The sequence below is a fragment of the Leucothrix arctica genome, from assembly GCF_003172895.1.
Taxonomy (GTDB): Bacteria; Pseudomonadota; Gammaproteobacteria; order Thiotrichales; family Thiotrichaceae; genus Leucothrix; species Leucothrix arctica.
The window spans coordinates 106,732-131,439 of record NZ_QGKL01000043.1; the positions used below are offsets into that span (position 1 = coordinate 106,732).

Here is a 24,708-nt window from a genome sequence, read left to right on the forward strand (position 1 = left end):
GCACTAATATCAAGACGACAGGATAAGGTTATTAAATGTACATTCAAATTACTTATCCGACAACAAACGCTCAGCAACTGCCAGAACTGAATCAACCGCAGGGTGCTTAATTTTTCTATCCGGTAAAATCGCATAATAACGGTCAGAGAGCGAATCAACCCGCCCGATCACAGCCACATCAAACTGAGCCAATACGTCCTGCTCGACTGACGATGACACACAAAATATGCCACGCCCTGACTGCCCAAAAAACTTGAGCAAGGCACTATCATCAACCTCGGCAACAATCGTCGGTGAGATTTTAGACTGAACAAACCATGAGATCAGATTTTGAAACTGAGCAGAGTTGCGGCTCGGCATCAAAAACGGTGAGTTATGCAACGAGTTTGGAAAGTCATCCCGGTACTTCTCACACTGATCTTTAGTCGTGAAAAACGTCACACCAGACTGACCAAGGTAATGGTTTACCGCACGCACGCTGACACCTACAGGCAGTGGATGGTCTGAAAGTATCAAATCAAGCTTATTGATCGATAAGTCTGCCAAAAGGCTCGGTAAGTCACCTTCATGACACTCCAATACAAACTGCTTATCTAAATCAAAACAACAGTCCAGCATATCAAAGACCATCACTTTAGGAATCGCATCAACGACACCGACATTGAAATTAGCCATCTTTCCAACGTCTTGTGTCGCTAGTGTGCGAGACAGCTCTTGGCCTAAATTAAAAATATCTTCGGAATAGCCTAATGTGACCTGCCCCAAACTATTTAGCTCTAGCCGCTTGCCTTCACGCTTAAACAGTGGCGCTCCAATGTACTCCTCAAACGTTGAGATTTGACCACTCACCGTTTGAGGCGTGACGTTCATTAGCTCTGCGGCACGCGTCACGCTGCCCTCTTTAGCGACAGCGTGAAAGTACTGAAGGTGATGGAAATTTAATTGCTTCATGTCGTACCTCAGGCGCTAATGTTTATTAAACGCATCATTAATTTACCGATCATTTAACCGTTGGCTTTGCTGTTCGCAATACGTAATAACCAAAAATACCCGACAAGAACGATCCTATTAAAATCGCTAGTTTGTCTGCGTAGTGGTAAATCTGCGTGTCGTTGTACGCGAGCGTGTCGATAAATAAACTCATGGTAAAACCAACACCGGTAAGGATTGATACACCGTAAAGCTGACGCCAATCACTACCCTCTGGCAACTTCGCGATACCCATTTTAATAGCCAACCAGCTAAAGCCAAACACACCTAGCTGCTTACCTATAAATAAACCAGCAATGATTCCCAATGGTACTGGTGTAAACATTTGGTCTAGCGAAATGCCTCGCAAATCCACACCTGCATTTACAAAAGCAAACATCGGCAAGATCAGGAACGCGACCCAATAGTGTAATCCGTACTCCATTTCCTTACTCATGGAGAACTCAGTGCCATCCTTTTTCTTACACGTTAGTGGGATGGTAAAGGCAAGCGCGACACCGGCTAATGTTGCGTGAACACCTGACTTTAGTACGCTGATCCACAACACGATACCCAACACGATGTAGGCTGCTCTGTTGGTCACACCCATTCTATTCATAATGATTAAACTGAATAACGATATAGACGCTACTGTAATTGATGCGGTCGACAGCTCAGCCGTATAGAACAAAGCAATGATAACAATCGCGCCAAGGTCATCGATGATCGCCAATGCCAACAGGAAGACCTTCAGAGATAGCGGCACACGTTTTCCAAGCAGTGACAAAATACCTAAGGCAAACGCGATATCTGTCGCTGTCGGTATTGCCCAACCTTTCATAGCAAACACGTCGCCTTGGTTAAACGCGATGAATACCAGTGCGGGAACTAACATTCCACCCACTGCCGCTGCGCCTGGAAGTGCTACTTGGCTCAGTGAAGAAAGGTGCCCTTCTAACACTTCACGCTTCACTTCAAGCCCGATGAGGAAGAAGAATATCGCCATCAAACCGTCGTTAACCCACAGTAGTAACGGCTTGGCAATTTGTAGCTCGCCAAAACGTACTTCTACGGGCGTATGTAAGAACGCACTGTACACACTTGAGAGCGCGCTATTTTGTAGGATTAAGGCAAAGATCGTGACGAAAATAAGTAATATTCCCGCTGACGACTCACGTTTTAAAAAAGACTCAATGGTAGTCATCATGATGGCGAACCTCCGAATAAGATAAAGCCTTGATAAACAAAGAAAGAAATCAGTAACACTGCACCCACCCAGCGATGAATAACGAACGACTCACCTTTGGGGACGAATCGCGTGACTAGATAAAACAGCACAACCAAGCCAAGCATAATTGGATAGTCTCGGACAATGACTTCGTTGCTAAAGGTGTTGGGGCCAACAATTCCAGCGATACCCAGCACCGCTAAAATATTGAATAAACTAGAACCGATCACATTACCGACGGCCATGTCGTGCTCGCCTTTTTTGACCGCTGAAACAGAAGCTGCTAGCTCTGGTAGGCTAGTACCTATCGCAACGATAGTTAGGCCGATAACAAGATCACTGACACCAAATATTTGTGCGACACCGACTGCGCCCCAAACTAATAATTTTGCGCTGATCAGTAAGATGATGACGCCAGACACTAGCATCCAAATGATTTGCTTGGAGACCTTCTCTGTTTTGGTCGTTGTTTCATTACTCGCGTTGGTTTTAGCCGCTGACTCTTTACGAGCGCTAACAATGGTCAACCAGATGACAAAGATCATCGCTGCCATTAGCAAGATCCCATCTAGGCGAGATAGCACGTCGTCCCAAAGCAAAATACCGAGCGCAAACAACATCCCTATTATTAGTAATGGCGTGTCTTTATTTAGCGTTTGTGGCCCAACTAATAAAGGCGCGAGAAGTACGGTCACGCCTAACACTAAGGTCATATTTGCAATATTAGACCCCACCACATTACCGATAGCAAGGCCGTTGTTGCCTTGAAAAGCGGCCAATCCAGACACCAGCATTTCTGGCGCTGACGTACTAAACGCAACAATCGTCAGTCCAATAATAAGCGGTGAGATACCGAGGCTTTTTGCAATACCTGATGCGCCGTCGACGAATCGATCGGAGCTCCAAGCCAGTAGCACTAGGCCGATAACTACTGCAACACTGTAAAGTGCTAAGGTTTCCATTTTACTAACTCCGAGTCATAATTTTCATAATATTTGCCTATAGTAAGGAAATTTCTGATTAATTAAAATTCGTATAATATTTAGTTTTTATCAGATAAAACCTTAATAAAAAATAAAAGCCACTGCTTAGATAGTTGGCTTTCTTGGTTTTGGATGCAGTAAAAGTGGATTTCCTGCAGGTGGGATTTATCTAGGAAGACCTGTATTAAGTGGACGAATCTCATAATCTTCATAGCAGGCCATTTAAAACCTAGCGTCAGTTTCTCTAATACCGGCTAATTCACCTAAAAACAGATTACTCTTCTTCCGTCCAAGTCACTTTTTGGCCATATAGAGGAATGGTAGAAAGATCCATTTTTGCGGAGCCGTTTTGTACTTCCGTCGCATGAGAAAGGTAGATAAGGGTTTTATTCTCCTCATCATAAACGCGTGTGACTTTCAGTGACTTCCATACCAACGAGGTACGCTTTGAGAATACACTTTCACCGCCCTCATCCTTTTCAATATCACCAATCACTAGCGGCCCTGTCTGCTTACAAGAGATGGCAGAGTTAGACGGGTCACTAAACACTTCACCATTACGCAAGCGCTCTATAACGCCACGGTCAAAGTATGAAAAATGACACGTCACGCCTTTAACCTTTGGATCTTCAATCGCTTCAATCTTGATGTCACTACCTAACCAATCGACATTTACATCGCCAACTTCCTTGGCTTGTACTGAAAATGACAGCGCCATAAGCGAGAAACTAGCGATAGCAACAGTAGAACCTAAAGCGGTAGATAACTTATTCATAAACGGTAACTCCATGTTTGGTTTAAGGTGGTTCGCCTATTACTAATAATAGACCTTCCTCAGAAAACCACAAATAGCAGTACCTTATCTTTGAAATATCGGTAATCCAGAACCAAAAAAGCACCCGTTGAGTGTCCCCAACGAGTGCTTTAGTTAAGCTGAAATTTTAGCTCGACATTATCGTGAATCTTTTCTCTCGAAACCAAACAAGTGGTCCAAAGACAACTTACCAGGGCCGATAATAACAAGTGCAGCTGCAACACCAGCCCACCACATCGCTGGGTTAACCCAGTGAGACCATGTTGGGAAGACAGCTAGCTGGATAAACACCGTCATTACCAAAATACCTAACGCTGCAAATCGAGTGAACAAACCGAAGATAAGCAATAACGGCAATGCAATCTCAGCGACACCCGCTGTCACAGCAAAGAACTTAATGTAAGCAACCGTTGGAGACCCTTCAACATACTCTAATGTTTTAGGATCACACAGTAGCAATGCGCCTTCACGCACTTCTTCTGGACAAAAGAACTCATACATAAACAGGTCATATACACCCGGATCAGGCTTGAACCAACCATTCCATTTAGCCAGTCCTGAGTAAAAGAACACGCTAAAGATCTGCCAGCGAAGACCCAGCAATGCTAATGGTTTGAAGACGATGTTCAGCCACTCAAATATAGTTATGTAGAAAGATTTTATTGCACCCATAGTGTATTCACTCGTATATATATCGTATTTTATTTAAGAAGATGTGCGTTCAATAACTCAGCAAACAACGTCGATACATCGAAGTCTTCATCCAAAGACGTCGCTGCTTCAGTTGCTGAGTCAAAACTTGCGGTTTGTTTCAAGCTAGACATAAACGCAGACTCAACGTCTGACAGTGGCTTTGCTTGAACTTGTAAATTACTTTGCCAAAAAATGACGGCGTTTTTATGAGCGCTTAACTCAATCTTTTGGTCTTCTTCCATCTGGCCAAAACGTAGCTGGCTCCACAGTTCAAATATGTCGAACTCAAGATTCACTATCTGAGTAGAGTCAACCAACGCCATTGGTAACTCCGACAAGTCTTCACCCCGTGAAATTATGCCCTGCACAACTTCTAGCGTTAAAAAGTCATCACCATTTGCATTGAGCGCTTGCATCCATGCTTGGTCCAAACGACAAAGATCAGGTACGTAAGGATAGCTGACAATCAGTTCTGCAACCTTAACGTGTAGAAATTCTACAAAACTTGTATTACTTGTATCTGGGTCATCCGCAAAGCCATAACCAATGAGTGTCGCTGATGCTGGTGGCGCTTCATTGACATAGCTCCCTGCCAGTTGCGCGAAATAATCCTCGCCCCATAGTTTTACTAAGGTAGGAAAGTTACTTTCAAGTGCAGAGGCACTGGCTCGAATAAAGCCATTTCGGTACACACTAAGAAACGATGCGGGTCGGTCACCGCCAAGATAAGCATTAAGCTTGTCACGCTCCCCTGTCTGCATAAAGCGCTCAAAAGCACCGATATAGTCATCGTGAGAATAGCGGTTATCTGCCATGATTCACGTTCTCCAGAGGTGCTTTTGTAATTGCTTCTAGTAAAGAAGAAGCGCGGTTACGTTCCTCCATCAACTCGCTAAACTCTGGCACATTGTCATCACGCTCTAGCAGCACAGGCTTTGGCCCAAGTACTTGCATTGCGGTTTCTAACAACTTCCAGACAGCTTCATCAACGGGTGATGCATGACTATCAATCAATAGCTTATCTGGAAAGTTTGGGTCAGGGTCAAAACCAGCGATGTGGATCTCGCCCACTTTCGACGGGTCTAACGCTGACAGGTATTGCCCAGGATCTAAGTCAGTATTGCGATAACTTAGGTATAAATTATTGACGTCGACCAATAGCCCTGCGCCAGTTCGATTGGCAGCTTCCATTAAAAAGTCAGCTTCATCCATTTCTGAAATAAAGTCTAAATAGTTCGTTGGATTCTCAATCAGTATTGGGCGGCCAATGGCCTCTTGGTAACGGTCAATACCATCGCACAAGCAGTTGAGTGCTTGCTGCGTTCTAGGTAGTGGTAATAGGTCAGAGAAATAGGCATGCTGACTGGTTGACCAAGTCGCATGTTCTGACACCATCACTGGATTAAAGCGTTTAACTAACGCGCTAACTTGCGCCAAATGGCGACTGGTAATAGCAGCGGGCTTCTCGGTAAAAGAACCGAGAGAGCCTGCGACCCCATGAAAACTCAATGGGAAATGTTCTGCAATTGCTTGCAGATAGCGCAATCTTGGCCCACCTTGAACGAAATAGTTTTCTGTATGCACCTCAAACCATAGATCTGGGAAGGATTCTTGCTGAACACTAGGGTCAGCGAATGAGAGTGCATCATCATAATGCTGGGGTTTTAAATTAATCCCAGCGCCTGACAGTGTTGACTGTTTCGAATCAAATTGGACCAAGTGACTATTCATTATTTACTTCATGTTGCGTTCTAGAGCAGTTTTAGATGCAGAACCTTCTGGTGTAAGGATATGCTCACAAGTACCTTTAGGTGCATATGTCCATGCATTACCTTGGAAGTCAATTGTTGAAGTACCCTGACAACTTGTACCTGGGCCTGCTGCACAATCATTTTCAGCGGTAAGCGCGATACCGAAACACTTGTCTTTACGACCTGAAATTGCTGCGCCCTGAACCCAAGCGTTAAAGCTTTGCTTTACACTTGCAGAAGCATCTGCAGAAATACGTAACTGGTCGTTTGGCTTAGCCGCCGCGACTGATGTTAAAACGGCCAATGCTGCACCAGCGATAAGTGCTGAATTTGTAGACTTTTTCATAAGATGACTCTCTAATTTTGTTGCCACACTACTAGGGGTGGATTTCACAAGGAATACGCAGTGCCAGATTTCAAAAATCGACACCGCACATTATTTGTTAATTACTTAGCTGCACATGGGTTAGCTGCACAAGGATTCTTTGCTGCACATGGGTTTTTAGCTGCGCAAGGATTTTTAGCCGCACATGGGTTAGCTGCACAAGGATTCTTTGCCGCACATGGGTTTTTAGCTGCGCAAGGATTCTTTGCTGCACATGGGTTAGCCGCGCAAGGATTCTTTGCTGCACATGGGTTAGCCGCGCAAGGATTAGCTGCACATGGGTTAGCTGAACAAGGGTTGCTACCGCCGCTGATGTTACGCTTCAACGCTGTTTTTGATGCTGGGCCAGCTGGAGTAATGATGTGCTCACAAGTGCCTTTAGGTGCATATGTCCATGCGTTACCTTGGAAGTCCGATGTTGAAGTACCCTGGCAACTTGTACCAGGACCTGCTGCACAATCGTTCTCAACTGCTAGAGCGATGCCGAAGCACTTATCTTTACGACCTGAAATCGCGCCACCAGCAACCCATGTGTAAAAGCTCTTCTTTTGAGCGGCACTCGCGTCATCAGAGATACGAAGCTGGTCATTTGGCTTAGCTGCTGCTACAGAAGTTAAAAGAGCAAGTGCTGCACCTGCGATTAATGCGTTGTTAGTAGATTTTTTCATGGTTATCAATCCTTTACTGTTTATGTAATATAATTATTAAGTTCCCCTCTTATACGCAGTACTATTGATTTTAGATTAAAACTATTTGTATTTATTAAAATAACCACACAAAGGATAGAGAATAAATCACTTTTATTTTAAGGACTTAGATTAAAGAAAACTTATTTACATTTATCTATTACCTTATCTTTTTTGGTTAAAATTACAGCGCTTGCAAATCCAGATTGTTTGAAAATCAACCTAATAATCAAGTCCAAGTCTATTGATGTAATTATGTTTATCTATAAGCTGTTTGCTAACATCATGTGATACCGCGAAACACACAAACTGAATTAAGGACGGATTTATGAAAGTAGTTAATGCGCGTTTACGTGGGCAAGCAGCGCTCTACACAGTTACTTGTGAAGACGGAACCTTTGCCGCCATCACAGAACAGAGCGAAACAGTCAGTGCGCAAGACGCAGACATAGATGCAAGCGGTAACCTATTGTGCGCGCCATTTGTTGAGCCACACATCCATCTTGATGCCGTGCTCACCGCAGGCCAACCTCGCTGGAATATGAGTGGCACATTGTTTGAAGGTATCGATTGCTGGTCTGAGCGCAAACCAATGCTGACCCATGACGATGTGCAACAGCGTGTATTAAAGACAGTCGAGTTACTCTTAGCAAACGGCGTACAACACATTCGTACGCATGTGGATGTGACTGACCCAAACCTAGTTGCACTCAAAGCCATTAACGCGCTAAGACCTAAACTTGAACCCTATCTAGACCTCCAGATTGTCGCATTCCCTCAGGAAGGTATCTTGTCATTCCCAAATGGCAAGCAGTTGATGGAGAGCGCCATAGAGCATGGTGCTGACGTTATTGGGGGTATCCCACACTTTGAGTTCACGCGTGAATATGGTGTTGAGTCGATGCGCTGGGTGGTAGACCTAGCCCAAAAGCACGATAAGCTGGTTGATGTACATTGTGACGAGATCGATGATGGTGCATCACGATTCCTTGAAGTGTTGGCAACCGCTGCACTAGAAACGGGCATGGGCTCAAAAGTGACGGCCAGCCATACTACAGCCATGCACTCTTATAATAATGCGTATTGCAGCAAGCTATTCCGATTATTAAAGATGTCAAAAATCAACTTTGTGTCTTGCCCAACAGAAAGCCTCCATCTACAAGGCCGCTTTGATTCATACCCTAAAATACGGGGTATCACACGAGTGAAAGAAATTCGTGATGCTGGAATGAATATCTGCTTTGCCGAAGACTCAATCCAAGATCCTTGGTATACGCTGGGTAACGGCAAGCTGCTACGCGTACTGGACTCAGGCTTACACTCTTGCCACATGATGGGCTATGACGATATGTCGACCGGTTTAGACTTGATCACAGATAATGGTGCTAAGACGTTAAACATCGCTGACCGTTACGGTATTGATGTGGGTAAGCCTGCGAATTTCATCATTCTTGAAGGCTTTGATGATGTCGATGTTATTCGTCGTCAGGGTGACGTTTTATGGTCAGTGAGAGAGGCAAAGGTACTAACTTGCCGCAAACCGAGCTTACTGACGCAGTCGGTTTGCCTTACTGATTAAGTCCCAATAGTGTAGTCGTGCATGGAAGGAAGCCTCTCATGTACGACTGATACTGGCTAATATATTCTGATTGTTAGTTTGCCAACAAACGCATCAGCTTCTGCGCATGATTTGCAGCTTCAATACCACGCTCGGTTAAGTAACCACCATCAACATGATCAGTAAAACCCTTGTCGAATAAGCGCGCTGCGGCTGCAACGGCTGTCTCTGTGGCTTCGGTGCTATGTACCTTTATTCCGCTTGCTGTTGATTCAAGATTAAACTCATTCAGCAATTTTATTTCTTCCAACTTTTCATTTGAACACATAGAGGCTTTCCTATTGTTTTAGAATTTACGGAGGTGAAGTTTACTATAGCTGAGATAAACCATTGCTTCAGCTAGTTTTTTTCTCTTTTGCCAAACGCGCCACCACTTCAGCCATCGCTTGACCTAAGACTTGATGCGACTCAGCACTGAAATGAACACCATCAACATGACTTGATTCAATCCAACTTCCAACATCAAAAAACTTACAGTTAAGTTCTTTAGCGACTTCAGCATAATGGTCTGCAAAGCCTTGTGATTTAGCAGAACCATTGACCCGAATACCGACGCCATCTAAGCCCAATATCGTTGGTGGTGGTGCCATCAAAACAACGTTAGGAGCAGCGCCCTGTGGACCACAGTCACTTTGTTGAATAACTTTAACCAACCGTGCAACAGACTTGGCGATTTCCGGAGCCGTCACACAGTAGCGATCTTTTAAGTCGTTTGTGCCCAACATAAGTAATACAAGGTCAAGTGGCTTTTGTGACTTCAGGCAAGGCGCTAAGTAGTTTAAACCACTCATTAAACCATCTACAGGGTCATCCCAGACGGTGGTGCGGCCATTCATTCCTTCTTCAACTAACTCAAAATCTTCGCCTAAATAATCATGCATCACACCTGTCCAGCGAGTATGACGGTCAAAGCGCTCACCATTTTCAGGCGCGTAGCCCCAAGTATTTGAATCACCAAAACACATTACACGATACATATTTCACCTGTTAAATTGTTATGAATTATTTCAAAAGCGTAGCACTTAGATAACTACTATAACTCAGAATTCATAAAATAAGCCCCTGCAAAATCAAAAAAGGCCCGAGTGCGTAAACACTCGAGCCTTTAGCTAAACCGCGTTAACGATTAGTCTTTAAATAACTTTTTAGCCCACTTGTTTGCGATATATTTCGCAGCGTCCTGACCACCTAAACCGAAGGCAATCGCAGCAGCAATAGCAACCGCACCGATAGTGAAACCAAAGGCCATGTTAACAATATTGTCCGCAAGACCCATCGCCTTAAGACCCATTGCCAATACCAAGCCAAGAATAGCGAAGCGTGCAATACCTGCTAGACCCGCACTCGATGACTCAGAAAGCTTGTTATAAGCGATGTTGCTAAGCGTAAAGCCAACAAGCAAGATAACGCTACCGATCAAGATACCACCACCAAACTCAAGCACTTTCGCGAAGATTTCAGAGATAACATCGATACCCAATGTGTTTATTGCAGCAGTCGTCGCAGTCAACATAGAGAAGAACATGATCGCGCCGCCGACTAAACGAGTCGGTGTAAATGTTGGTGTAAACAAGCCTTGAACACCCAGCTTCTCAGGTAGTGCATCAACGCCCATGCTATCCAAAATATCGCTCAGCATTTGCACAACAAACTTCGTCACAAAGTAAGCAACTGCCAAGATAATACCTGCACCGATAATGTTCGGGATAGAAGCCATTAACTTGTTAATCATCTCAGAAGCAGGCCCTGAAATGGCAGGAATATTCAATACACCCAACGCAGCAACAAGGATTGGCAATAGGATTGCCGCAAAAATAAACGTGCTACCAACTTTAGCGATTTGAACGTCAGATGACCCTGTCTTTTCTACGAGTCTCTGCTCAACACTCTGCAAGCCGATACCCACAAATTCAGCAACAATCTTAGCAATGATCCAACCCGCATAAGCGATGACACCTGCACCGATAATGTTAGGGATAACACCAAGGAACTTAGCAACCATGTCTTTTAATGGCTCAAGTACGCCCGTCAAACCAAAGTGCTGAAGTACTGCAATCAGTACAAATATCGTCATGATTGCTTTGATAAGTGAGGCAATAGGGTTCGCTAGGTTATGACGCCCAAGAAAGTCTACCTTGCCCAGCAAGCGCTTAAACAAGCCTGCCAACAGTTTCACGATTAAAAGACCAACCACTAAAATAAGCAGCCCAATTAATGCCTTGCCTAAGCCACCACTTACAGCTGGGCCCAATGCGTTGGTAATAGGTGATAAAAAATTATCCATTTTATGTCATTCTCCGGATTTAATAGTTTGCTTAATCATTAAGGATTAGTTCGATTCTTCGGTTGGCGTTACGCCCTTCTTCCGTGTCGTTTGGTGCTATAGGCTCAAGTGAACCGACACCCTGGACATTAATGCGACGAGCATCGATGCCAAGTTTTACCAATGCGTTTTTCATATAACTACTGCGAGTCAGTGACAGCAGCGTATTGTTGCGTGAGTCACCGGTACCGTCCGTGTGTCCCTTAATCAGAACATGCACTTCTGGATATCCATTCATCAACGCAGCGGTTGCTGTGATTTGGCTCTGCGAGTTTTTGGTTGGCTCAGAAGCCCCTGACTCAAAGTAAATCGCATCAAAGATAATCGGTGTATTGGTCGCTCTTACTTCAAGCGCTTGCTTTAATAAACCTTCAAAACCCTGATCCGTTACATTCACCGCAGTACCGTCAGGTAACTGATAGCTTTGTAATCCAGCGTTATTCGTTTGCGCTGCTTGAGGTTCAGTCTGGGCTGATTGAGCTTTAGTTGATTGAGCTAGGGCTGGTTGAGGAGCAGCCGCCTGCTTAGTCGTGGAAAGTTGCTTGATCACCGCTTCCGCTTCTACGATCAACTCATCATTAGTCGCAATTAACTCATCTCTATCTGAACGAAGCGCTGTCACTTCACCTAACAACTTAGCCTTCTCTGCCGCTAACGCTGCAATGGCTTGTTGATTGGCTTCATCTGCTTTTTGTTGGTCAGTGTTTGTTGTTGCCAACTTGACAGCGTTACCCGCTGAGTCGCCTTCTGCAACTTGAGTAGTATCTGCTTTAGTCGTGTCGTCAGATGCCTGCTTAACATCAGGCTTGTCGCTGACATCTGCGCTAACAACACCAGCTGTGCTTAATGCGGCTGTTGCAGCGTTAGCATTGCTGCTTGAGCTAACCGCATAGATTGGCTGCCCTGTTGCATCATCCCCGACATGATTGATGAAATAGTACAGTCCACCAAAGAAAAGAATGACCAAACCTGTAATGAGATATTCGAAAAGGGAGTTTTCGTCTTCCTGTGTATCAACCATATAACAATCCATTGTTGTTGAACTTTACCCGCTCCTCTCATATAGAAAATAAAGACTTAGAGCGGAAAGATGCCACAATACTTATATAGGTTACGTAACCTCAGAATTTTATAGGTTCATTTATTGTTCATGTTTCTGGCCTGATTTTTATGTTTAACACAGGTCTCATTCAAAAGTAACTTGGAATATCAGCGAATTTGTTGCCATACTTCACCTTACCTACCCTACAAAGCCGATAGGAATAAACGCTTCATGCCCAGCCAGTCCGAACAAGAAGTCAGAAAAGGCCTACCTGCGCTACTGCCGCGCATGTGGCGATACTCCTTAGTACTCTCTAAAAAGCGTGACATTGCTGACGACCTTACCCAATCCGGTGCTGAGCGAGCGTTGAATAAAGCTTCACAATATCAATCAGGTACACGCCTCGACGCGTGGACCTTTAGCATTATCTCATCCATTTGGAAAAACCAACTTCGCTCTGACAGCGTACGACGTGGTCAAGGCGTACAATCGGTTGATGAGGTCGAGCTGGAAGCTGTGGGTAGTGATTCAGAAACGAATATTTTTGGCGTTCAAGTTTTAAACTTAGTAATGAAGTTGCCATCAGAGCAAAAAGACGTGGTGTTTTTAGTGTACGTAGAAGGTTATTCCTATAAAGAAGCGGCAAGCGTCTTAGATATTCCCATTGGCACCGTCATGAGTCGGCTAGCCGCTGGGCGAAAAAAGATAAATGAAGCCGTAAACGCCACCTCGACGACTAAACAGGGAGGTCTATAAATGACTACCTTCACTGATGAACAACTCACCGCATTTTTAGATGGTGAATTACCTGAAGCAAAAATGGTACAGATTGCCGAGGCGCTTGAGACTGACGAGTCACTCGTAGAACGTTTAAGCGGCTTGGAAGTAGACTTTGCGCCGATCAAACAAGCCTTTGATCAACTGCTACAGGAAGCGCCAACTGAGTCGTTAAATGCCAATATCCCAGCGGTTGAAGTTGAGAGCATGCCTACTAAAGCAGCTTCGAACGACAATAGCTGGATGAGCTACGCGGTTTCTGCCTGCTTTGCGCTAGCGATTGGTGTCGGTGTTGGGCGTGCTATGTTCCAAACACCGCCTGAACCAGTAGGATGGAAAGGCGAAGTTGCGCGATATCAAAAGCTGTACAGCAAAGACACCCTAGCTACTTTCACCGTGACCGCTGATGCCGCAGAAAAGAGTATTTCTCAAGTCTCTACTAAGCTAGGACTGGCTGTACCAACGCAACAGTTCTTGCCGGATGGCTTAACGTTTAAACGCGCCCAAACCTTGGTATTTAACCAAAAGCCATTGGCGCAGTTTATGTATCAGGGTGAAGACGGTACGCCGATTGCCATTTGTGTGTTGAAAAATGGTAAACCAGATCAGGCAATTTCCCTAGCAAATATAAAAGGGCTAAATGCGGCTAGCTGGAATCATGGCGGATTTGCTTATATTGCAATTGGAGATACACAGCCTGAAGTCATTGAAAGTATTGCAAAAAACTTCCTAACGACGATTTAAAATAAAACTTTTTTAAAAAAAATAACAATTCGATCGAATAAAAACGGAGCTGAGGGGTTTACAGAGCATAACCGAGTGAAAACACGGTGTTGTGAACCTCTTTCAACCGATAAGGATCGAAACAATGAATACAGTCATCAAATTGTCTGCAATAAGTTTAATCGCACTATCTAGTATCGCGCGTGCCGCTTATGACACACCATCAGCAGCGACAAGCATGAGCCACGCTTGGAAAGCAGCAGACTCATCTAAAGGTAAAATCTTTACCGACCCGTCTGGAAAATCACTTTATACCTTTAAGAAAGACACCTCAGGCGTGTCTAACTGCGATGGCGCTTGTGCTACGGCATGGCCTCCATTCGCTGCAAAGGCGGGTGCGAGCACAAAAGGAGCTTGGACAATCGTTTCACGCAAAGACGGCTCACAGCAATGGGCACTCAACGGTATGCCTTTGTACTACTTTGCGGCTGATAAAGCGGCCGGTGATGTAAGAGGAGATGGTATTGGCGGTATTTGGGATCTTGCCCGACCAGCCAAAGCAAGCATGCAAACACCATCAACTAGTACTTACTAAGAGGACATGACCATGAAAAAAGTTAATCAAATTATCGCAGGCGTTTTGTTATCCGTAAGTTTTTGTTCAGTGGCACTAGCAACTGCTTGGAGTGTTGCAGACACCGGAGCAGGTAGAGTATTTGCAGGTGAAAAAGGCTTATCGCTATACACCTTTCGTAAAGACACACCGAACCTATCTAACTGTTATGACGACTGTGCAACGGCTTGGCCACCGTTTTTAGCCAAAGCTGACGCTAAGGCAACAGGCGCATGGACGTTAGTAAAACGTAACGATGGCAGCATGCAATGGGCGCTTAAAGGTATGCCTTTGTACTACTGGGTGGGCGATAGTGCACAGGGTGATACTACGGGTAATGGTGTTGGTGGGGTTTGGGATCTAGCACGTCCATAATCAACAAAAAAAGAAAGCGTATTGGGTGTTCTCAATACGCTTCTCATTAGAGTGTAACTATCCAGCTATATTGTACGGAGCGCCCTCCCCATGTTCTCGTTTCCTTCGTTTTCCTCGCTGACTGCGGTATTTGCTCGGTCTTCGCGGTTTTCAAACAAACCGACATATCTTCACCCGCAGGTACCTGCGCAGTCTTTGCGGCCTTCAAACAAACCAATATCTCTTCACCCGCATGTACCTGAGCGATCTTCACGGTCTTCAAAAAAACCAACATCTCTTTACCCGCATATATAGCTCGGTAATAAAAGGTGAGAACTAAGGACTATTATTCACTTCAATATCGTAAGAATAAAACCTCTAAAGCCGAGCCAGATATTCCCTAACCTCTTTCTCACTCATTGCATCAAGTTGCTTTTGTTTAAATGCTTCGCGCTTTTTGCGCCTCGGATCCATGTATCCAGCACCAATCACTTGTTCACCCTCGTTACACATAACATAACGGGAAATGCGTTGTGCATGTGGCGACAGTTTTTTCCATTGTTCATAAGGCATGCAACGCATGATGCCTTCACTGTGAAACCACGGCGCATAGTACTCAACATTCGGCATTGCACGAACCTCGCGTGACAAGTTCGGTGTACCTCCATGCCAAGCACGAATATCACGGATAATAGCCGTCCCTGCGGGAACTGGACAAAGAGTTGAGAGTTTCATCCACTCTGGCTCATCAACCAAGTTTGGTATCGGCGCTCGTGAACGCTGCGTTCCCGGGATTTGACGTATGGGTCCATTTTCAAAGGTCAGGTCTGTCATCGGAAAATTGATGGTAAGAACAGGCACCGGTACATCTCTCATGGTAACGGCATTTGTCGGATCAGGCAGTTCAGACCACATATTGTCCGAGTGCAACCCCTGATACTCAATCGCACCGGGCATAGCAACGTCACCGCCAGCACCACCAACTACGTAGTTGTCAGAACCGAAAATAGCTTTAAGAATGGGCGTCATAGTTGGCAAGTCGATTAGCTCGCACCATTCATCAACGTGCAGCATGTGTCGTGACGCCGAGCCTCCGCCAAATGAATATCGATGCGGTAGCCCACCTGCTCCACCACCTGCAGAGCAGTCAGGGTCATCGGCCATTAATTGCATGATTGCCGTATCTGATGCTTTTCGCATCCGTTCCAGCAGGTCGTCTGACAATGCGTCCTTAACTGCGACAAAACCATCACGGTGTAATAGTGCTGCGGCGCGCTCTGGGTCGTCTGGTGACACTAATTCCAGACCTTTAATGCCATTATTTTCTCGCAGATGTTCACGCAACGCTGAGACATCAGGATCATCGTATTTACGCGTCCAAGTTGCACAGGCGGGATCACCAGATACTAGGTTCAAATGTTCGGGCGTGGTCTCGATGTCAATTGAAGCGACTGAAGATAAACCATCGGGGTTGTCATTGTATTCGACGGTACGTGGTCGATTTACAAAACCATTGGGCGGCACAGCTTGATGCCAGCCTGCATTCTTTAATGACATAGACGCCTCCTTGTAAGATGATCCTGAAACTATTTCTACACCACTTTAAAGCCAGACTCAACCTCTTTAAATAGAGCGATTCCAGCTTCGAAAAATAGCGACTATTTCTGGTCTTGAATCAACTCATGAAAGTAATAACAAAGACTATCTGGTGCTATGACAAAAAAGGCCTTATAGCTTTGACCACCACGTTCATCATTCTGCAAGTCACCCGTATTCACACCATTTGACTCAAGCATTACTTTTGCCTGATGAATATCTAACACTAAGATTGCCGCACCGTCTTGAGCCGCATCACCACCATTAACTGCAAAACCAAGTCTTATGCCACCTCTTTCCAAAATCACCGAAGGTTGGGCGCCTGTATGACGCTGCACTTCGAACATACCAAATGCATTCGAGTACCAAGAAACTGCATGTTCTACACTCTTAATCGGTAAGGTTAATAAATCGTTTTGGTACGGATACGCTGCTAAAAATAGAGGCTCTTCCATCGTCAGTCTCTCGCTATAGTATTGTTAGATTCTAGAGGAAATAATGGAATAGGATGAAAGTTATTTGAGTGAGGCAGGGTGAGAGGCGTAGTACATCAGCAACTCGCAATATGAATCTGATTTTTTTTAAAAACTGATATCATGTCGAAAATCACACATGGAATAAGCAATGAACCGTCGTAAGAAAAGTATTCAGATAGTAAAGTCGCGCATCAACAAGGCGAAAGCCAAATTATCGACAAAGAAGAAGCCTAAATATATTAGCAAAGCAGATCGGGCGAAATTAGCGGAAGAGGAAGAGGAAGAGGAAGAGGAAAATCAAGATACAAGCACGTAAGCTATTGAGTTAACTAAAGCCAGCCAAAATATGAATGTTATATCTTTAAATTCTGGATCAGAAAAGATTATAAATTAAAACACGCCCCCATGCTTTCAGGCACCTTTCTTCGACTAACTGTAATTTATTTTTTACACATAAAGCCGGTTTGCAAAACCCGTAAATATAATCATCAACATATTTACCGTTGATTATGACATTTTGCTTTATACAACCTTCGCGCATAAAACCATGTTTTTCTAGTAGCTTAAATGAACCAGTATTGCTAACTGAACAAGTAGCCACTAATTTATTTAGATTTAATTCTGATAAAGCGTAGTTTTTGACAAGACTTAGCGCCTCACCAGCAAACCCTTTACCTTGGGCACTCGGTTTAATCATAAAACCTACTTCAGCAATTTTAGCGTCATGATTTGTGATTTTTAGCCCTACATTCCCAAGTTTTTCGCCTGTTGCTACTTCAGAAATTCCGAATGACAACCAACCATCACTTTCCATAGACCAAGGTTGTGACTTAGCAATAAACGCTTCATTAGCTTCTTCAAATGAACAAGGGTCATATACATGACCCATCATTTCTGGAGACATAGATATCTCGACAAAGAGATCTAAATCTGATTCATCAAATGGCGATAATTGTATTTTCTGGGCGGTGAAATACACGGTAATTCCTTAGGCTTAAACCTCTTTAACTATCCGCTAAACTCTTGAAAAAGCAGCTGAGACTAAGAATTATCATCAAGACAAGCCATCAACCCCGCCTCTAACGAATCATCCAACCCCTCACCAATAATCTCAACACGACTCTCTTCACAGCTTTTCAGCGCCATTTCAGTCTGAGCATCCCTAGTGATGTTAAACCCAACCAACCCTTCGTTAGTAATAAACGCTCCCTTCACACGCTCCGCATCCACTGCTTTTAGGAACTCAGCAAGCTTTTGATAATCAAACACCTTCTCTTTAGCAAAGCGCCAACCAACACTTTTAAACCCTTCACCTTGGTTCTCAGCCTTCAAAAAGCCAACCTCAGGCATGGGCATATCAGACACTAAAGGCTTGTCCTCATGACCGTGATGATGATGGTGACCGTGCTCATCAACACTAGCAGTAGCCTTACCCGACAACACAGACAAGTCAATATCACCATGACTAGCAAAGATCACATCCGTATGAGGGGCAGCATGCTGCTTAACGTACTCAATCAAGTTCGCCTTATCAGCGTCAGTATACAAGTCGGCCTTATTACCAATCACCGTATCCGCTATCGCGATCTGCTGGTTAAAGGTTTCGTGTGAGGTGTAACGCTCATCAGACAGGTTTCTTGCATCAACCAAGGTTAGCGTTTGCTGTAAAGACAAAACCTCTTCGTAGTGCTTGGTGGATAGCACTTGCATGATTTCTTTGGGGTGACCAAGCCCAGTAGGCTCTATCAATAAACGATCAGGCATCGCATTCATCAACAACTGATTTAACGCAATTTGCATAGGTAAACCAGCAGCACAACACATGCAACCACCGGGTACTTCTGTGACGAATATACCGCTGTCATTAATTTGTTGACCTTGCAACAAACTACCGTCAACTCCAATCTCGCCAAACTCATTCACCAACACTGCCCAGCGCTCACTCTCTGGTTTGTTTTTGAGTAACTGCAAGATGGTTGACGTCTTACCAACACCCAAAAAACCGGTGATGATGTTAGTAGGAACAGCCTTGATATCCAGTCTTTTAGCGTTCATTAGTGCTTGTTACCCTTCTTACAGTCATTACAAATACAGTTGATCTCTAGCTGAGGCGTTATCAAGTGAAAACCCGCTTCTTCTACATTTTTCTCAAGCTCAGCAAACACTTGCTTAGGCACGCTAATTTCATCAACTTTGCTGCACTCACCACAGATCAAAAACTGCGATACAGAGTGTGCGTGGTCGCAGCTGATATGCGCGCAGGCAACATATTTATTGGCCAGATTTAGTTTGTGTACCAAGCGTTCATCTTCTAGGAACTGCAACATGCGGTAGACCGACATTGCGGGGATCGCTTTACCAAACTCTGCTTTGCACAGATCAATCAGTTCATAAGCTGACAGTGCTTTTTCCGAACCGATCAACACAGACAACAGCTGCTTTCGTTTGTCCGTCAGGCGCACACCATGAGTTTTACAGTGTTGCTCTGCATGGTTGATGATGGTATCAATCCGCTGAGAAACACCTCCTGCTAATTCACTCTCGTGCTGACAACTTCCCATTTGGAGCTCCCTTTCTGACGTTCATATGTGCTCGATTATAAGCGAACATGCAAATGTTACAATGTATCATTTATTAAATTCTCACATTGTTCTTAGTTATTTAGGTCTAGTCTTATAAACTGTGCGTATAAGCTAGTAATATCAATAAGCATATCATCAACAGCGATAAATCCATGGAAACACTAACACTAAAAAAACTATCAGGATTCGTTGGCGCAGAAATCAGTAATGTAAAGCTGGCGTCGTTATCAGATGACACGTTTGAGGCTATTCGTAACGCCTTATTTGAACATGGCGTTATCTTTTTTCGCGACCAACACCTCACGCCAGAGCAGCACCTAACCTTTGCCAAACGCTGGGGAGAGATCGACGTAAACCGTTTTTTCACGCATGTTGAAGGTTATCCAGAAATCGCAGAGATTCGTACTAACCCTGACCAAACTGTGGTTGTTGGTAGTGGCTGGCACACCGACCAGTCTTATGATCCTGCACCTGCAATGGCGTCGATTTTATCAGCCCAGCAGTTACCTGACTTTGGTGGCGATACGCTGTTTGCTTCGATGGGCGCGGCTTATGATCACTTGTCAGACGGACTCAAACACACCTTAGACAGCCTCAACGCATGGCACACCGACGGTAGTTTTGCGAAAGCTGAAACCGTCTTGCCGGATACTTTTTCAGCTGCAAAAATCACCGAACCTTGCTTGCATCCAGTAGTGTTAAAGCACCCAGTCACAGGCCGCAAAGCGCTGTATGTAAATGGCTATTTCACCACTCATTTTGAAGGGTGGACGGAAGAAGAGTCAGCACCACTGTTAAAATACCTATTTGATTTTGCGGTACAGCCACCGTTTTGCTGTCGCTTTACGTGGAGTCCAGGCAGTGTCGCTATTTGGGAAAATCGCTTAGTCCAGCACTTTGCCGCTGGGGATTATTTTGGTCAGACACGACTAATGCATCGGGTAACGGTTGAAGGTGAGCGACTTAGCTAATAACGCTAGTCGCTACTAAACAAACCCGCTTTAACACACTGATCAACCAGCTCCGTCACCGACGTCATGTTCATCTTTTCCAAGACTCTTGCGCGGTGATGATCCACCGTACGAGGGCTAATCCCCAAGTGACGCCCTACTTCCTTACTCGACGTACTAGAAGGATGCAGCACAATAAACTCCGCCACTTCTTTCTCACGATTGGTGAGTCGCTCAAGCTTTGCTTCTAGCTGCTTGTTGCCCTGCGCTGACTGCTGTGTTTCAAGCACCGTCGAAAACGCGGTATCAATGCAATTCACCAGCGTCGTTTGGCGAAAAGGCTTTTCTAAAAAGTCCACTGCGCCCTGCTTGATCGCTTGAACCGACTCAGGAATACCGCCATGCCCTGTGATAAAGATCACGGGCAAAATCATCGAATGCTCCTTCATGTAGCGCTGAAGTTCCAAGCCATTCATGTCTGGCATACCATAGTCTAAAATGATGCAACCGAGCTTGTTATGGTCATACTCCTTAAGAAAGTGACGCGCAGAGGAAAAAGCCTCCACCGTGTAGCCTCGCTTACTTAATGCACGCGATAACGACGAGCGAATATCATCGTCATCATCAACAATAAAAACAGTCAAAAGCTGTTCATTGGTCATCTGAACTCTCCTGCTGGCTTATAGATAAAATAGGTAACGTAAAACAAAACTTCGTGCAGTGCTGCTTATCAGACTCACACCAAAGCTTGCCACCGTGCGCTTCAATAATGGAACGGCTAAACGTTAAGCCCAGTCCCATGCCATCTTTTTTACTGGTTTCAAACTGCGTAAATAGCTCGATACTGGGGTCAACACCGCCGCCTGTATCTTCAACCGAGACTTTCAGCATATCGTCATCGGCGCTTTCAGCTCTTACCTTTATTTGCTTTACCGACGAGTCATCACTAGCAATCGCCTCTATCGCATTTCGTAATAAGTTTACAATGACCTGTGCCACTTGAACACGGCTACCCGTCGCATGAGTCAGCGCAGGTGCTTTAAATGAAATCGCGATGCCATGCACACTCGCCTCAGGGTGAACCAAGTACAAGGTCTGCTCGATCAACTCTTTTAAATCAAACGCTTCCGTTCGCCCTTTATCTTTACGCACAAAGCCACGCAAGGCGCGAATAATATCAGCACCCCGATGTGCTTGCTGATCCATCTCTTCTAAGATTTCAATCAACTCAGGGTCAGGCTTGTCGCTTTGCATGACGGTTAACAAGGCTGCATCGGCATTTTGCGTAATGGCTGTTAGTGGTTGATTTAACTCATGCGCCAAGCCCGTTGCCATCTCACCCATCATGCTTATGCGTGAATAATGTGATAACTCCAAACTCAATTCATTGATCTTGTCTTTGGACTTTCGCAACGCAGTAACATCATCCACCGTTGCGACGGTGTGCAGCGCTTTACCTTGCTCGTCACGAATCAAAATAGCATTGACTCGCAACCAGGCAAACGTACCGTCTTTACGGATGTAACGCCGCTCTTTATTGTACTCAACGTCCTTATGAACCGCGTACTGGAAAGACAAGTAAGTGTCATTATCATCAGAGTGCAAGATCTCTGAAAACGTCATGCCCTGCATCTCTTTCGAGGTAAACCCTAAAATGTCATTGAGTTGCGGATTAGTTCGAATGAAACGACCAGAGTTAGGCGAAATCTGTGCCATGCCGCGTGACGCTAAGTCAAAGGTACGACCGTATTCCAACTCAAAAGCTTTACGTTGTGCGATCTCGTTTAACAGCACTTCACTCGCGTCTTTTAACTCACGGTAAGTCTCAGGAATGTCTTCATAAGTAGACACCTTTCCGCTGGATAATAGCTCTGTAAGCAATGCAAACTCACGTATCGGACGACTAATGCGCCCTGCCACTCGTAGTCCAATCAAGCCAGTAATGAGCGCAATAAAAACCGCAATCCAAATATTACGCGTGCGGTTTTCTTTGATTCCGCCGATAAAGTCTTCGGTTGGCGCATAAATGGCAATCGCCCAAGGCAAGTCTTGGTTATCTGACGGTATCAGTGTGGACACATATCCATTCCCCTCATACTCAAATTGTTTCGCGTCACCTTTGGCTTCAATATCTTGTTGTTTCAGTCCACCAAACGCCACTTTAGCAATAGCATCATCGATCTCAGTGATGCTCACGAACTCAGATAGCGAGCCCTTATTGACAACTTTTACCAAGCTAGGGTTTGAGTGAGCAATAACACTGCCGTCTTTAGTCAGCGCCATCACGCCACCATTCTGCCCTACTTTGAGTTGCGCTAAGAAGTCTGAAATTTCGTCAATTTCAATATCAACGCCGAACACTCCTTTAAGCTCGCCACTCAAGTTAATCACGGGTAACGCAGAGGTCACGCCCGGCTTCTGAGAAGAGAAGAAGATATAAGGATCCGTCCAAATAGCATCCATCTTACTTTTTGCGCTGCTGTACCAAGGCCGAGTTCTTGGGTCAAACGTATCTAAAGGGTCAACGATGTGCTTAATCACTTCATAGTTATCATTTCGCCAGATGAGTGTCGCGACTGAACCACGCTCGTCTCGGTGAACGATTTTAGTACGATACTCTGCCACCCCATGACTGCGCATGACGTAGACAAAATTACCGACTTCATCGCCGTAAAAAATACCCGAGAGTTGAGGCCCCACTTGTAGTTGTTGAAATAGGAGTTTTTCTAGGTCTTCTGGTTTGTCGCTAGAGACAATGCCGCTCTCTATGAGACGTTGTGACAGTATCGCAGTGACGCGTGCAGGTTCTAAAAAGCCTTTGGAATGTTCGACTGCATTATTACCTGTATCGCTGAGTAACGATTTGGTGTGTTCAATCAATGCGTTTTCGGAGGAGACGTAAGAGAAAAACACCACGGAGATAACCGCGATTAGTTGCAAGCCTGCTAAGTAAATGGCGAGAAGTACGCCCAATGAAAGTTTCATGCAACTGACTCAAACGAATAAATAACAAGCAAACTGTCTCTTATTATTACAGTGAACACAAGCTTAATAAATACGCGTCATTGCCTACGCACACACGCGCATAGATATTTAAAATCTCGAATGTAAGGATGTATGAGTACATATGAAAAACCAACCAAGGTGGAGACACAAATGCTTAAATGTTTTAGCGCATCAATACTAGCACTAGCAGTTACAATGCCAGTTGCAAACGCAGAAGAATTTATCACTATCGGTACTGGTGGTGTGACGGGTGTTTATTACCCAACAGGTGGCGCAATTTGCCGTCTAGTTAACAAAGGCCGTAAAGAGCACGGCATTCGTTGTTCAGTAGAGTCAACAGGTGGTTCGGTTTACAACATCAACACTATTCGTGAAGGCGAGCTAGAGTTCGGTGTTGCACAGTCTGACTGGCAGTACCACGCTTACAACGGTACTTCTAAGTTTGAGAAGGCTGGTAAATTTGAAAAGCTACGCGCTGTATTCTCAGTACACCCAGAGCCTTTCACAGTAGTTGCACGTGCTGATTCAGGTATCAAGACGTTTGATGACCTTAAAGGCAAGCGTGTAAATATCGGTAACCCTGGTTCTGGCCAGCGTGGAACGATGGAAGTACTAATGGAAGCGAAAGGCTGGACAACAGCTGATTTCAAACTAGCTACTGAGCTAAAAGGCGCTGAGCAGTCAGCTGCACTTTGTGATAACCAGATCGACGCAATGGTTTACACTGTTGGACATCCATCAGGTTCTATCCAAGAAGCAACAACAGCGTGTGACTCAGTACTTGTAACCGTTGATGGTCCTGTTGTTGAGAAGCTTATCGCTGACAACTCTTTCTACCGTTCAGCAACTATCCCGGGCAAAATGTACCGTGGTACTGACGAAGATACGATGACATTTGGTGTTGGTGCAACATTCGTTTCATCTGCTGACGTTTCTGAAGAAGCGGTTTACACAGTTGTTAAGTCTGTTATGGAAAACATCGAAGCGTTCCGTAAGTTACACCCTGCATTCGCTAACCTTGAGCCTAAGGAAATGGCAACTGCTGGTCTATCTGCACCGCTACACGCTGGCGCAGCTAAGTACTACAAAGAAGCTGGTTTGATCGAGTAATCACTTCTCTATTTAAGGGGCACTTCATG

Annotated in this window: 29 protein-coding genes; 8 read left to right on the forward strand and 21 right to left on the reverse strand. The window is 44.8% G+C overall.

Going from position 1 to position 24,708, the window contains the following annotated elements; translation table 11 throughout:
• Nucleotides 1–48: 48 nt before the first annotated feature.
• The 9 genes from nhaR to bufA1 form a co-directional block, all read right to left on the reverse strand.
• Entirely contained in the window at nucleotides 49–951 is a 903-nt protein-coding gene (nhaR, locus tag DKT75_RS21010) for a transcriptional activator NhaR (RefSeq protein WP_109826771.1), read from the reverse strand.
• A 49-nt stretch (nucleotides 952–1,000) separates the two neighbouring features.
• Entirely contained in the window at nucleotides 1,001–2,176 is a 1,176-nt protein-coding gene (gene nhaA, locus DKT75_RS21015; RefSeq protein WP_211665526.1) for a Na+/H+ antiporter NhaA, read from the reverse strand.
• Nucleotides 2,173–3,159 (reverse strand): calcium/sodium antiporter, encoded by a 987-nt coding sequence (locus DKT75_RS21020; protein WP_109826773.1) that lies wholly within the window; start codon nucleotides 3,157–3,159, stop codon nucleotides 2,173–2,175. The genes nhaA and DKT75_RS21020 overlap by 4 nt, the downstream gene beginning before the upstream one ends.
• 295 nt (nucleotides 3,160–3,454) lie before the next feature.
• Nucleotides 3,455–3,955 carry a CreA family protein gene (locus DKT75_RS21025; protein WP_109826775.1) on the reverse strand — a complete coding sequence of 167 codons (501 nt, stop codon included), beginning with the start codon at nucleotides 3,953–3,955 and terminating at the stop codon, nucleotides 3,455–3,457.
• Between the two features lie 177 nt (nucleotides 3,956–4,132).
• Nucleotides 4,133–4,666 (reverse strand): DoxX family protein, encoded by a 534-nt coding sequence (locus DKT75_RS21030; protein WP_109826777.1) that lies wholly within the window; start codon nucleotides 4,664–4,666, stop codon nucleotides 4,133–4,135.
• 29 nt (nucleotides 4,667–4,695) lie between these two features.
• Nucleotides 4,696–5,502: an HvfC/BufC N-terminal domain-containing protein gene (locus tag DKT75_RS21035; protein ID WP_109826779.1), complete on the reverse strand. Its 807-nt coding sequence runs from the start codon at nucleotides 5,500–5,502 to the stop codon at nucleotides 4,696–4,698.
• Entirely contained in the window at nucleotides 5,492–6,418 is a 927-nt protein-coding gene (locus DKT75_RS21040; protein WP_170310693.1) for an MbnB/TglH/ChrH family RiPP precursor modification enzyme, read from the reverse strand. Before DKT75_RS21040 ends, DKT75_RS21035 begins: the two co-directional genes overlap by 11 nt.
• Before the next feature lie 3 nt (nucleotides 6,419–6,421).
• On the reverse strand, nucleotides 6,422–6,784 hold the full coding sequence (locus tag DKT75_RS21045; protein WP_109826783.1) for a BufA1 family periplasmic bufferin-type metallophore: 363 nt from the start codon (nucleotides 6,782–6,784) through the stop codon (nucleotides 6,422–6,424).
• A gap of 101 nt (nucleotides 6,785–6,885) precedes the next feature.
• A complete protein-coding gene (gene bufA1, locus DKT75_RS22140; RefSeq protein WP_211665527.1) occupies nucleotides 6,886–7,491 on the reverse strand; it encodes a BufA1 family periplasmic bufferin-type metallophore in 606 nt (201 codons plus the stop codon).
• A 346-nt stretch (nucleotides 7,492–7,837) separates the two neighbouring features.
• Here bufA1 and codA point away from each other — a divergent pair, with 346 nt between their 5' ends.
• Entirely contained in the window at nucleotides 7,838–9,088 is a 1,251-nt protein-coding gene (codA, locus tag DKT75_RS21060; RefSeq protein ID WP_109826786.1) for a cytosine deaminase, read from the forward strand.
• Nucleotides 9,089–9,161: 73 nt separating this feature from the next.
• Here the strand turns inward: codA and DKT75_RS21065 are convergent, their stop codons facing one another.
• The 4 genes from DKT75_RS21065 to DKT75_RS21080 all read right to left on the reverse strand — a co-directional run bounded on the left by DKT75_RS21065 (nucleotide 9,162) and on the right by DKT75_RS21080 (nucleotide 12,471).
• Entirely contained in the window at nucleotides 9,162–9,395 is a 234-nt protein-coding gene (locus DKT75_RS21065) for a TIGR02647 family protein (RefSeq protein WP_109826788.1), read from the reverse strand.
• Between the two features lie 67 nt (nucleotides 9,396–9,462).
• Nucleotides 9,463–10,104 carry an SGNH/GDSL hydrolase family protein gene (locus DKT75_RS21070; RefSeq protein ID WP_109826790.1) on the reverse strand — a complete coding sequence of 214 codons (642 nt, stop codon included), beginning with the start codon at nucleotides 10,102–10,104 and terminating at the stop codon, nucleotides 9,463–9,465.
• Between the two features lie 149 nt (nucleotides 10,105–10,253).
• Complete coding sequence (locus tag DKT75_RS21075) at nucleotides 10,254–11,411, reverse strand: mechanosensitive ion channel (RefSeq protein WP_109826792.1); 1,158 nt, start codon at nucleotides 11,409–11,411, stop codon at nucleotides 10,254–10,256.
• A gap of 31 nt (nucleotides 11,412–11,442) precedes the next feature.
• Complete coding sequence (locus DKT75_RS21080; RefSeq protein ID WP_158278937.1) at nucleotides 11,443–12,471, reverse strand: OmpA family protein; 1,029 nt, start codon at nucleotides 12,469–12,471, stop codon at nucleotides 11,443–11,445.
• A 252-nt stretch (nucleotides 12,472–12,723) separates the two neighbouring features.
• On the opposite strand from DKT75_RS21080, the gene DKT75_RS21085 reads away from it, so the two are divergent.
• The 4 genes from DKT75_RS21085 to DKT75_RS21100 all read left to right on the forward strand — a co-directional run bounded on the left by DKT75_RS21085 (nucleotide 12,724) and on the right by DKT75_RS21100 (nucleotide 14,980).
• Entirely contained in the window at nucleotides 12,724–13,248 is a 525-nt protein-coding gene (locus DKT75_RS21085) for an RNA polymerase sigma factor (RefSeq protein WP_109826796.1), read from the forward strand.
• Nucleotides 13,249–14,013, forward strand: a complete 765-nt coding sequence (locus DKT75_RS21090) for an anti-sigma factor family protein (RefSeq protein ID WP_109826798.1) — start codon at nucleotides 13,249–13,251, stop codon at nucleotides 14,011–14,013.
• A 124-nt stretch (nucleotides 14,014–14,137) separates the two neighbouring features.
• Nucleotides 14,138–14,587: a COG4315 family predicted lipoprotein gene (locus tag DKT75_RS21095; RefSeq protein WP_109826800.1), complete on the forward strand. Its 450-nt coding sequence runs from the start codon at nucleotides 14,138–14,140 to the stop codon at nucleotides 14,585–14,587.
• Between the two features lie 12 nt (nucleotides 14,588–14,599).
• A complete protein-coding gene (locus tag DKT75_RS21100; RefSeq protein WP_211665528.1) occupies nucleotides 14,600–14,980 on the forward strand; it encodes a COG4315 family predicted lipoprotein in 381 nt (126 codons plus the stop codon).
• A gap of 46 nt (nucleotides 14,981–15,026) precedes the next feature.
• Here the strand turns inward: DKT75_RS21100 and DKT75_RS21105 are convergent, their stop codons facing one another.
• From DKT75_RS21105 to DKT75_RS21115, 3 genes are all read right to left on the reverse strand, one after another.
• Nucleotides 15,027–15,254: a hypothetical protein gene (locus DKT75_RS21105; RefSeq protein ID WP_109826804.1), complete on the reverse strand. Its 228-nt coding sequence runs from the start codon at nucleotides 15,252–15,254 to the stop codon at nucleotides 15,027–15,029.
• An 83-nt stretch (nucleotides 15,255–15,337) separates the two neighbouring features.
• A complete protein-coding gene (locus DKT75_RS21110; RefSeq protein ID WP_109826806.1) occupies nucleotides 15,338–16,516 on the reverse strand; it encodes a phytanoyl-CoA dioxygenase family protein in 1,179 nt (392 codons plus the stop codon).
• Nucleotides 16,517–16,617: 101 nt separating this feature from the next.
• A complete protein-coding gene (locus DKT75_RS21115) occupies nucleotides 16,618–17,010 on the reverse strand; it encodes a VOC family protein (RefSeq protein WP_109826808.1) in 393 nt (130 codons plus the stop codon).
• Nucleotides 17,011–17,179: 169 nt separating this feature from the next.
• On the opposite strand from DKT75_RS21115, the gene DKT75_RS21120 reads away from it, so the two are divergent.
• A complete protein-coding gene (locus DKT75_RS21120) occupies nucleotides 17,180–17,347 on the forward strand; it encodes a DUF2986 domain-containing protein (protein ID WP_109826810.1) in 168 nt (55 codons plus the stop codon).
• A gap of 57 nt (nucleotides 17,348–17,404) precedes the next feature.
• Here DKT75_RS21120 and DKT75_RS21125 read toward each other — a convergent pair whose 3' ends face one another.
• The 3 genes from DKT75_RS21125 to DKT75_RS21135 form a co-directional block, all read right to left on the reverse strand.
• Nucleotides 17,405–18,010, reverse strand: coding sequence for a GNAT family N-acetyltransferase (locus DKT75_RS21125; protein ID WP_109826812.1), 606 nt, complete (start codon nucleotides 18,008–18,010; stop codon nucleotides 17,405–17,407).
• Nucleotides 18,011–18,072: 62 nt separating this feature from the next.
• Complete coding sequence (locus tag DKT75_RS21130) at nucleotides 18,073–19,086, reverse strand: CobW family GTP-binding protein (RefSeq protein ID WP_109826814.1); 1,014 nt, start codon at nucleotides 19,084–19,086, stop codon at nucleotides 18,073–18,075.
• Nucleotides 19,086–19,592, reverse strand: a complete 507-nt coding sequence (locus DKT75_RS21135; RefSeq protein WP_109826816.1) for a Fur family transcriptional regulator — start codon at nucleotides 19,590–19,592, stop codon at nucleotides 19,086–19,088. The genes DKT75_RS21130 and DKT75_RS21135 overlap by 1 nt, the downstream gene beginning before the upstream one ends.
• A 173-nt stretch (nucleotides 19,593–19,765) precedes the next feature.
• Here DKT75_RS21135 and DKT75_RS21140 point away from each other — a divergent pair, with 173 nt between their 5' ends.
• Nucleotides 19,766–20,584: a TauD/TfdA dioxygenase family protein gene (locus DKT75_RS21140; protein WP_109826818.1), complete on the forward strand. Its 819-nt coding sequence runs from the start codon at nucleotides 19,766–19,768 to the stop codon at nucleotides 20,582–20,584.
• A gap of 5 nt (nucleotides 20,585–20,589) precedes the next feature.
• Here DKT75_RS21140 and DKT75_RS21145 read toward each other — a convergent pair whose 3' ends face one another.
• Nucleotides 20,590–21,225, reverse strand: coding sequence for a response regulator transcription factor (locus tag DKT75_RS21145; protein ID WP_109826820.1), 636 nt, complete (start codon nucleotides 21,223–21,225; stop codon nucleotides 20,590–20,592).
• Nucleotides 21,215–23,548: a sensor histidine kinase gene (locus tag DKT75_RS21150; RefSeq protein ID WP_109826822.1), complete on the reverse strand. Its 2,334-nt coding sequence runs from the start codon at nucleotides 23,546–23,548 to the stop codon at nucleotides 21,215–21,217. Before DKT75_RS21150 ends, DKT75_RS21145 begins: the two co-directional genes overlap by 11 nt.
• 171 nt (nucleotides 23,549–23,719) lie before the next feature.
• On the opposite strand from DKT75_RS21150, the gene DKT75_RS21155 reads away from it, so the two are divergent.
• Nucleotides 23,720–24,679 carry a TAXI family TRAP transporter solute-binding subunit gene (locus DKT75_RS21155; protein ID WP_109826824.1) on the forward strand — a complete coding sequence of 320 codons (960 nt, stop codon included), beginning with the start codon at nucleotides 23,720–23,722 and terminating at the stop codon, nucleotides 24,677–24,679.
• Nucleotides 24,680–24,708 lie beyond the last annotated feature (29 nt).

What these genes read in the sequence shown, in the direction of transcription:
- nhaR (WP_109826771.1), bottom strand. Translation starts at nt 951, where the DNA reads ATGAAGCAATTAAATTTCCATCACCTTCAGTACTTTCACGCTGTCGCT.
- nhaA (WP_211665526.1), bottom strand. Translation starts at nt 2,176, where the DNA reads ATGATGACTACCATTGAGTCTTTTTTAAAACGTGAGTCGTCAGCGGGA.
- DKT75_RS21020 (WP_109826773.1), bottom strand. Translation starts at nt 3,159, where the DNA reads ATGGAAACCTTAGCACTTTACAGTGTTGCAGTAGTTATCGGCCTAGTG.
- DKT75_RS21025 (WP_109826775.1), bottom strand. Translation starts at nt 3,955, where the DNA reads ATGAATAAGTTATCTACCGCTTTAGGTTCTACTGTTGCTATCGCTAGT.
- DKT75_RS21030 (WP_109826777.1), bottom strand. Translation starts at nt 4,666, where the DNA reads ATGGGTGCAATAAAATCTTTCTACATAACTATATTTGAGTGGCTGAAC.
- DKT75_RS21035 (WP_109826779.1), bottom strand. Translation starts at nt 5,502, where the DNA reads ATGGCAGATAACCGCTATTCTCACGATGACTATATCGGTGCTTTTGAG.
- DKT75_RS21040 (WP_170310693.1), bottom strand. Translation starts at nt 6,418, where the DNA reads ATGAATAGTCACTTGGTCCAATTTGATTCGAAACAGTCAACACTGTCA.
- DKT75_RS21045 (WP_109826783.1), bottom strand. Translation starts at nt 6,784, where the DNA reads ATGAAAAAGTCTACAAATTCAGCACTTATCGCTGGTGCAGCATTGGCC.
- bufA1 (WP_211665527.1), bottom strand. Translation starts at nt 7,491, where the DNA reads ATGAAAAAATCTACTAACAACGCATTAATCGCAGGTGCAGCACTTGCT.
- codA (WP_109826786.1), top strand. Translation starts at nt 7,838, where the DNA reads ATGAAAGTAGTTAATGCGCGTTTACGTGGGCAAGCAGCGCTCTACACA.
- DKT75_RS21065 (WP_109826788.1), bottom strand. Translation starts at nt 9,395, where the DNA reads ATGTGTTCAAATGAAAAGTTGGAAGAAATAAAATTGCTGAATGAGTTT.
- DKT75_RS21070 (WP_109826790.1), bottom strand. Translation starts at nt 10,104, where the DNA reads ATGTATCGTGTAATGTGTTTTGGTGATTCAAATACTTGGGGCTACGCG.
- DKT75_RS21075 (WP_109826792.1), bottom strand. Translation starts at nt 11,411, where the DNA reads ATGGATAATTTTTTATCACCTATTACCAACGCATTGGGCCCAGCTGTA.
- DKT75_RS21080 (WP_158278937.1), bottom strand. Translation starts at nt 12,471, where the DNA reads ATGGTTGATACACAGGAAGACGAAAACTCCCTTTTCGAATATCTCATT.
- DKT75_RS21085 (WP_109826796.1), top strand. Translation starts at nt 12,724, where the DNA reads ATGCCCAGCCAGTCCGAACAAGAAGTCAGAAAAGGCCTACCTGCGCTA.
- DKT75_RS21090 (WP_109826798.1), top strand. Translation starts at nt 13,249, where the DNA reads ATGACTACCTTCACTGATGAACAACTCACCGCATTTTTAGATGGTGAA.
- DKT75_RS21095 (WP_109826800.1), top strand. Translation starts at nt 14,138, where the DNA reads ATGAATACAGTCATCAAATTGTCTGCAATAAGTTTAATCGCACTATCT.
- DKT75_RS21100 (WP_211665528.1), top strand. Translation starts at nt 14,600, where the DNA reads ATGAAAAAAGTTAATCAAATTATCGCAGGCGTTTTGTTATCCGTAAGT.
- DKT75_RS21105 (WP_109826804.1), bottom strand. Translation starts at nt 15,254, where the DNA reads ATGTTGGTTTTTTTGAAGACCGTGAAGATCGCTCAGGTACATGCGGGT.
- DKT75_RS21110 (WP_109826806.1), bottom strand. Translation starts at nt 16,516, where the DNA reads ATGTCATTAAAGAATGCAGGCTGGCATCAAGCTGTGCCGCCCAATGGT.
- DKT75_RS21115 (WP_109826808.1), bottom strand. Translation starts at nt 17,010, where the DNA reads ATGGAAGAGCCTCTATTTTTAGCAGCGTATCCGTACCAAAACGATTTA.
- DKT75_RS21120 (WP_109826810.1), top strand. Translation starts at nt 17,180, where the DNA reads ATGAACCGTCGTAAGAAAAGTATTCAGATAGTAAAGTCGCGCATCAAC.
- DKT75_RS21130 (WP_109826814.1), bottom strand. Translation starts at nt 19,086, where the DNA reads ATGAACGCTAAAAGACTGGATATCAAGGCTGTTCCTACTAACATCATC.
- DKT75_RS21135 (WP_109826816.1), bottom strand. Translation starts at nt 19,592, where the DNA reads ATGGGAAGTTGTCAGCACGAGAGTGAATTAGCAGGAGGTGTTTCTCAG.
- DKT75_RS21140 (WP_109826818.1), top strand. Translation starts at nt 19,766, where the DNA reads ATGGAAACACTAACACTAAAAAAACTATCAGGATTCGTTGGCGCAGAA.
- DKT75_RS21145 (WP_109826820.1), bottom strand. Translation starts at nt 21,225, where the DNA reads ATGACCAATGAACAGCTTTTGACTGTTTTTATTGTTGATGATGACGAT.
- DKT75_RS21150 (WP_109826822.1), bottom strand. Translation starts at nt 23,548, where the DNA reads ATGAAACTTTCATTGGGCGTACTTCTCGCCATTTACTTAGCAGGCTTG.
- DKT75_RS21155 (WP_109826824.1), top strand. Translation starts at nt 23,720, where the DNA reads ATGCTTAAATGTTTTAGCGCATCAATACTAGCACTAGCAGTTACAATG.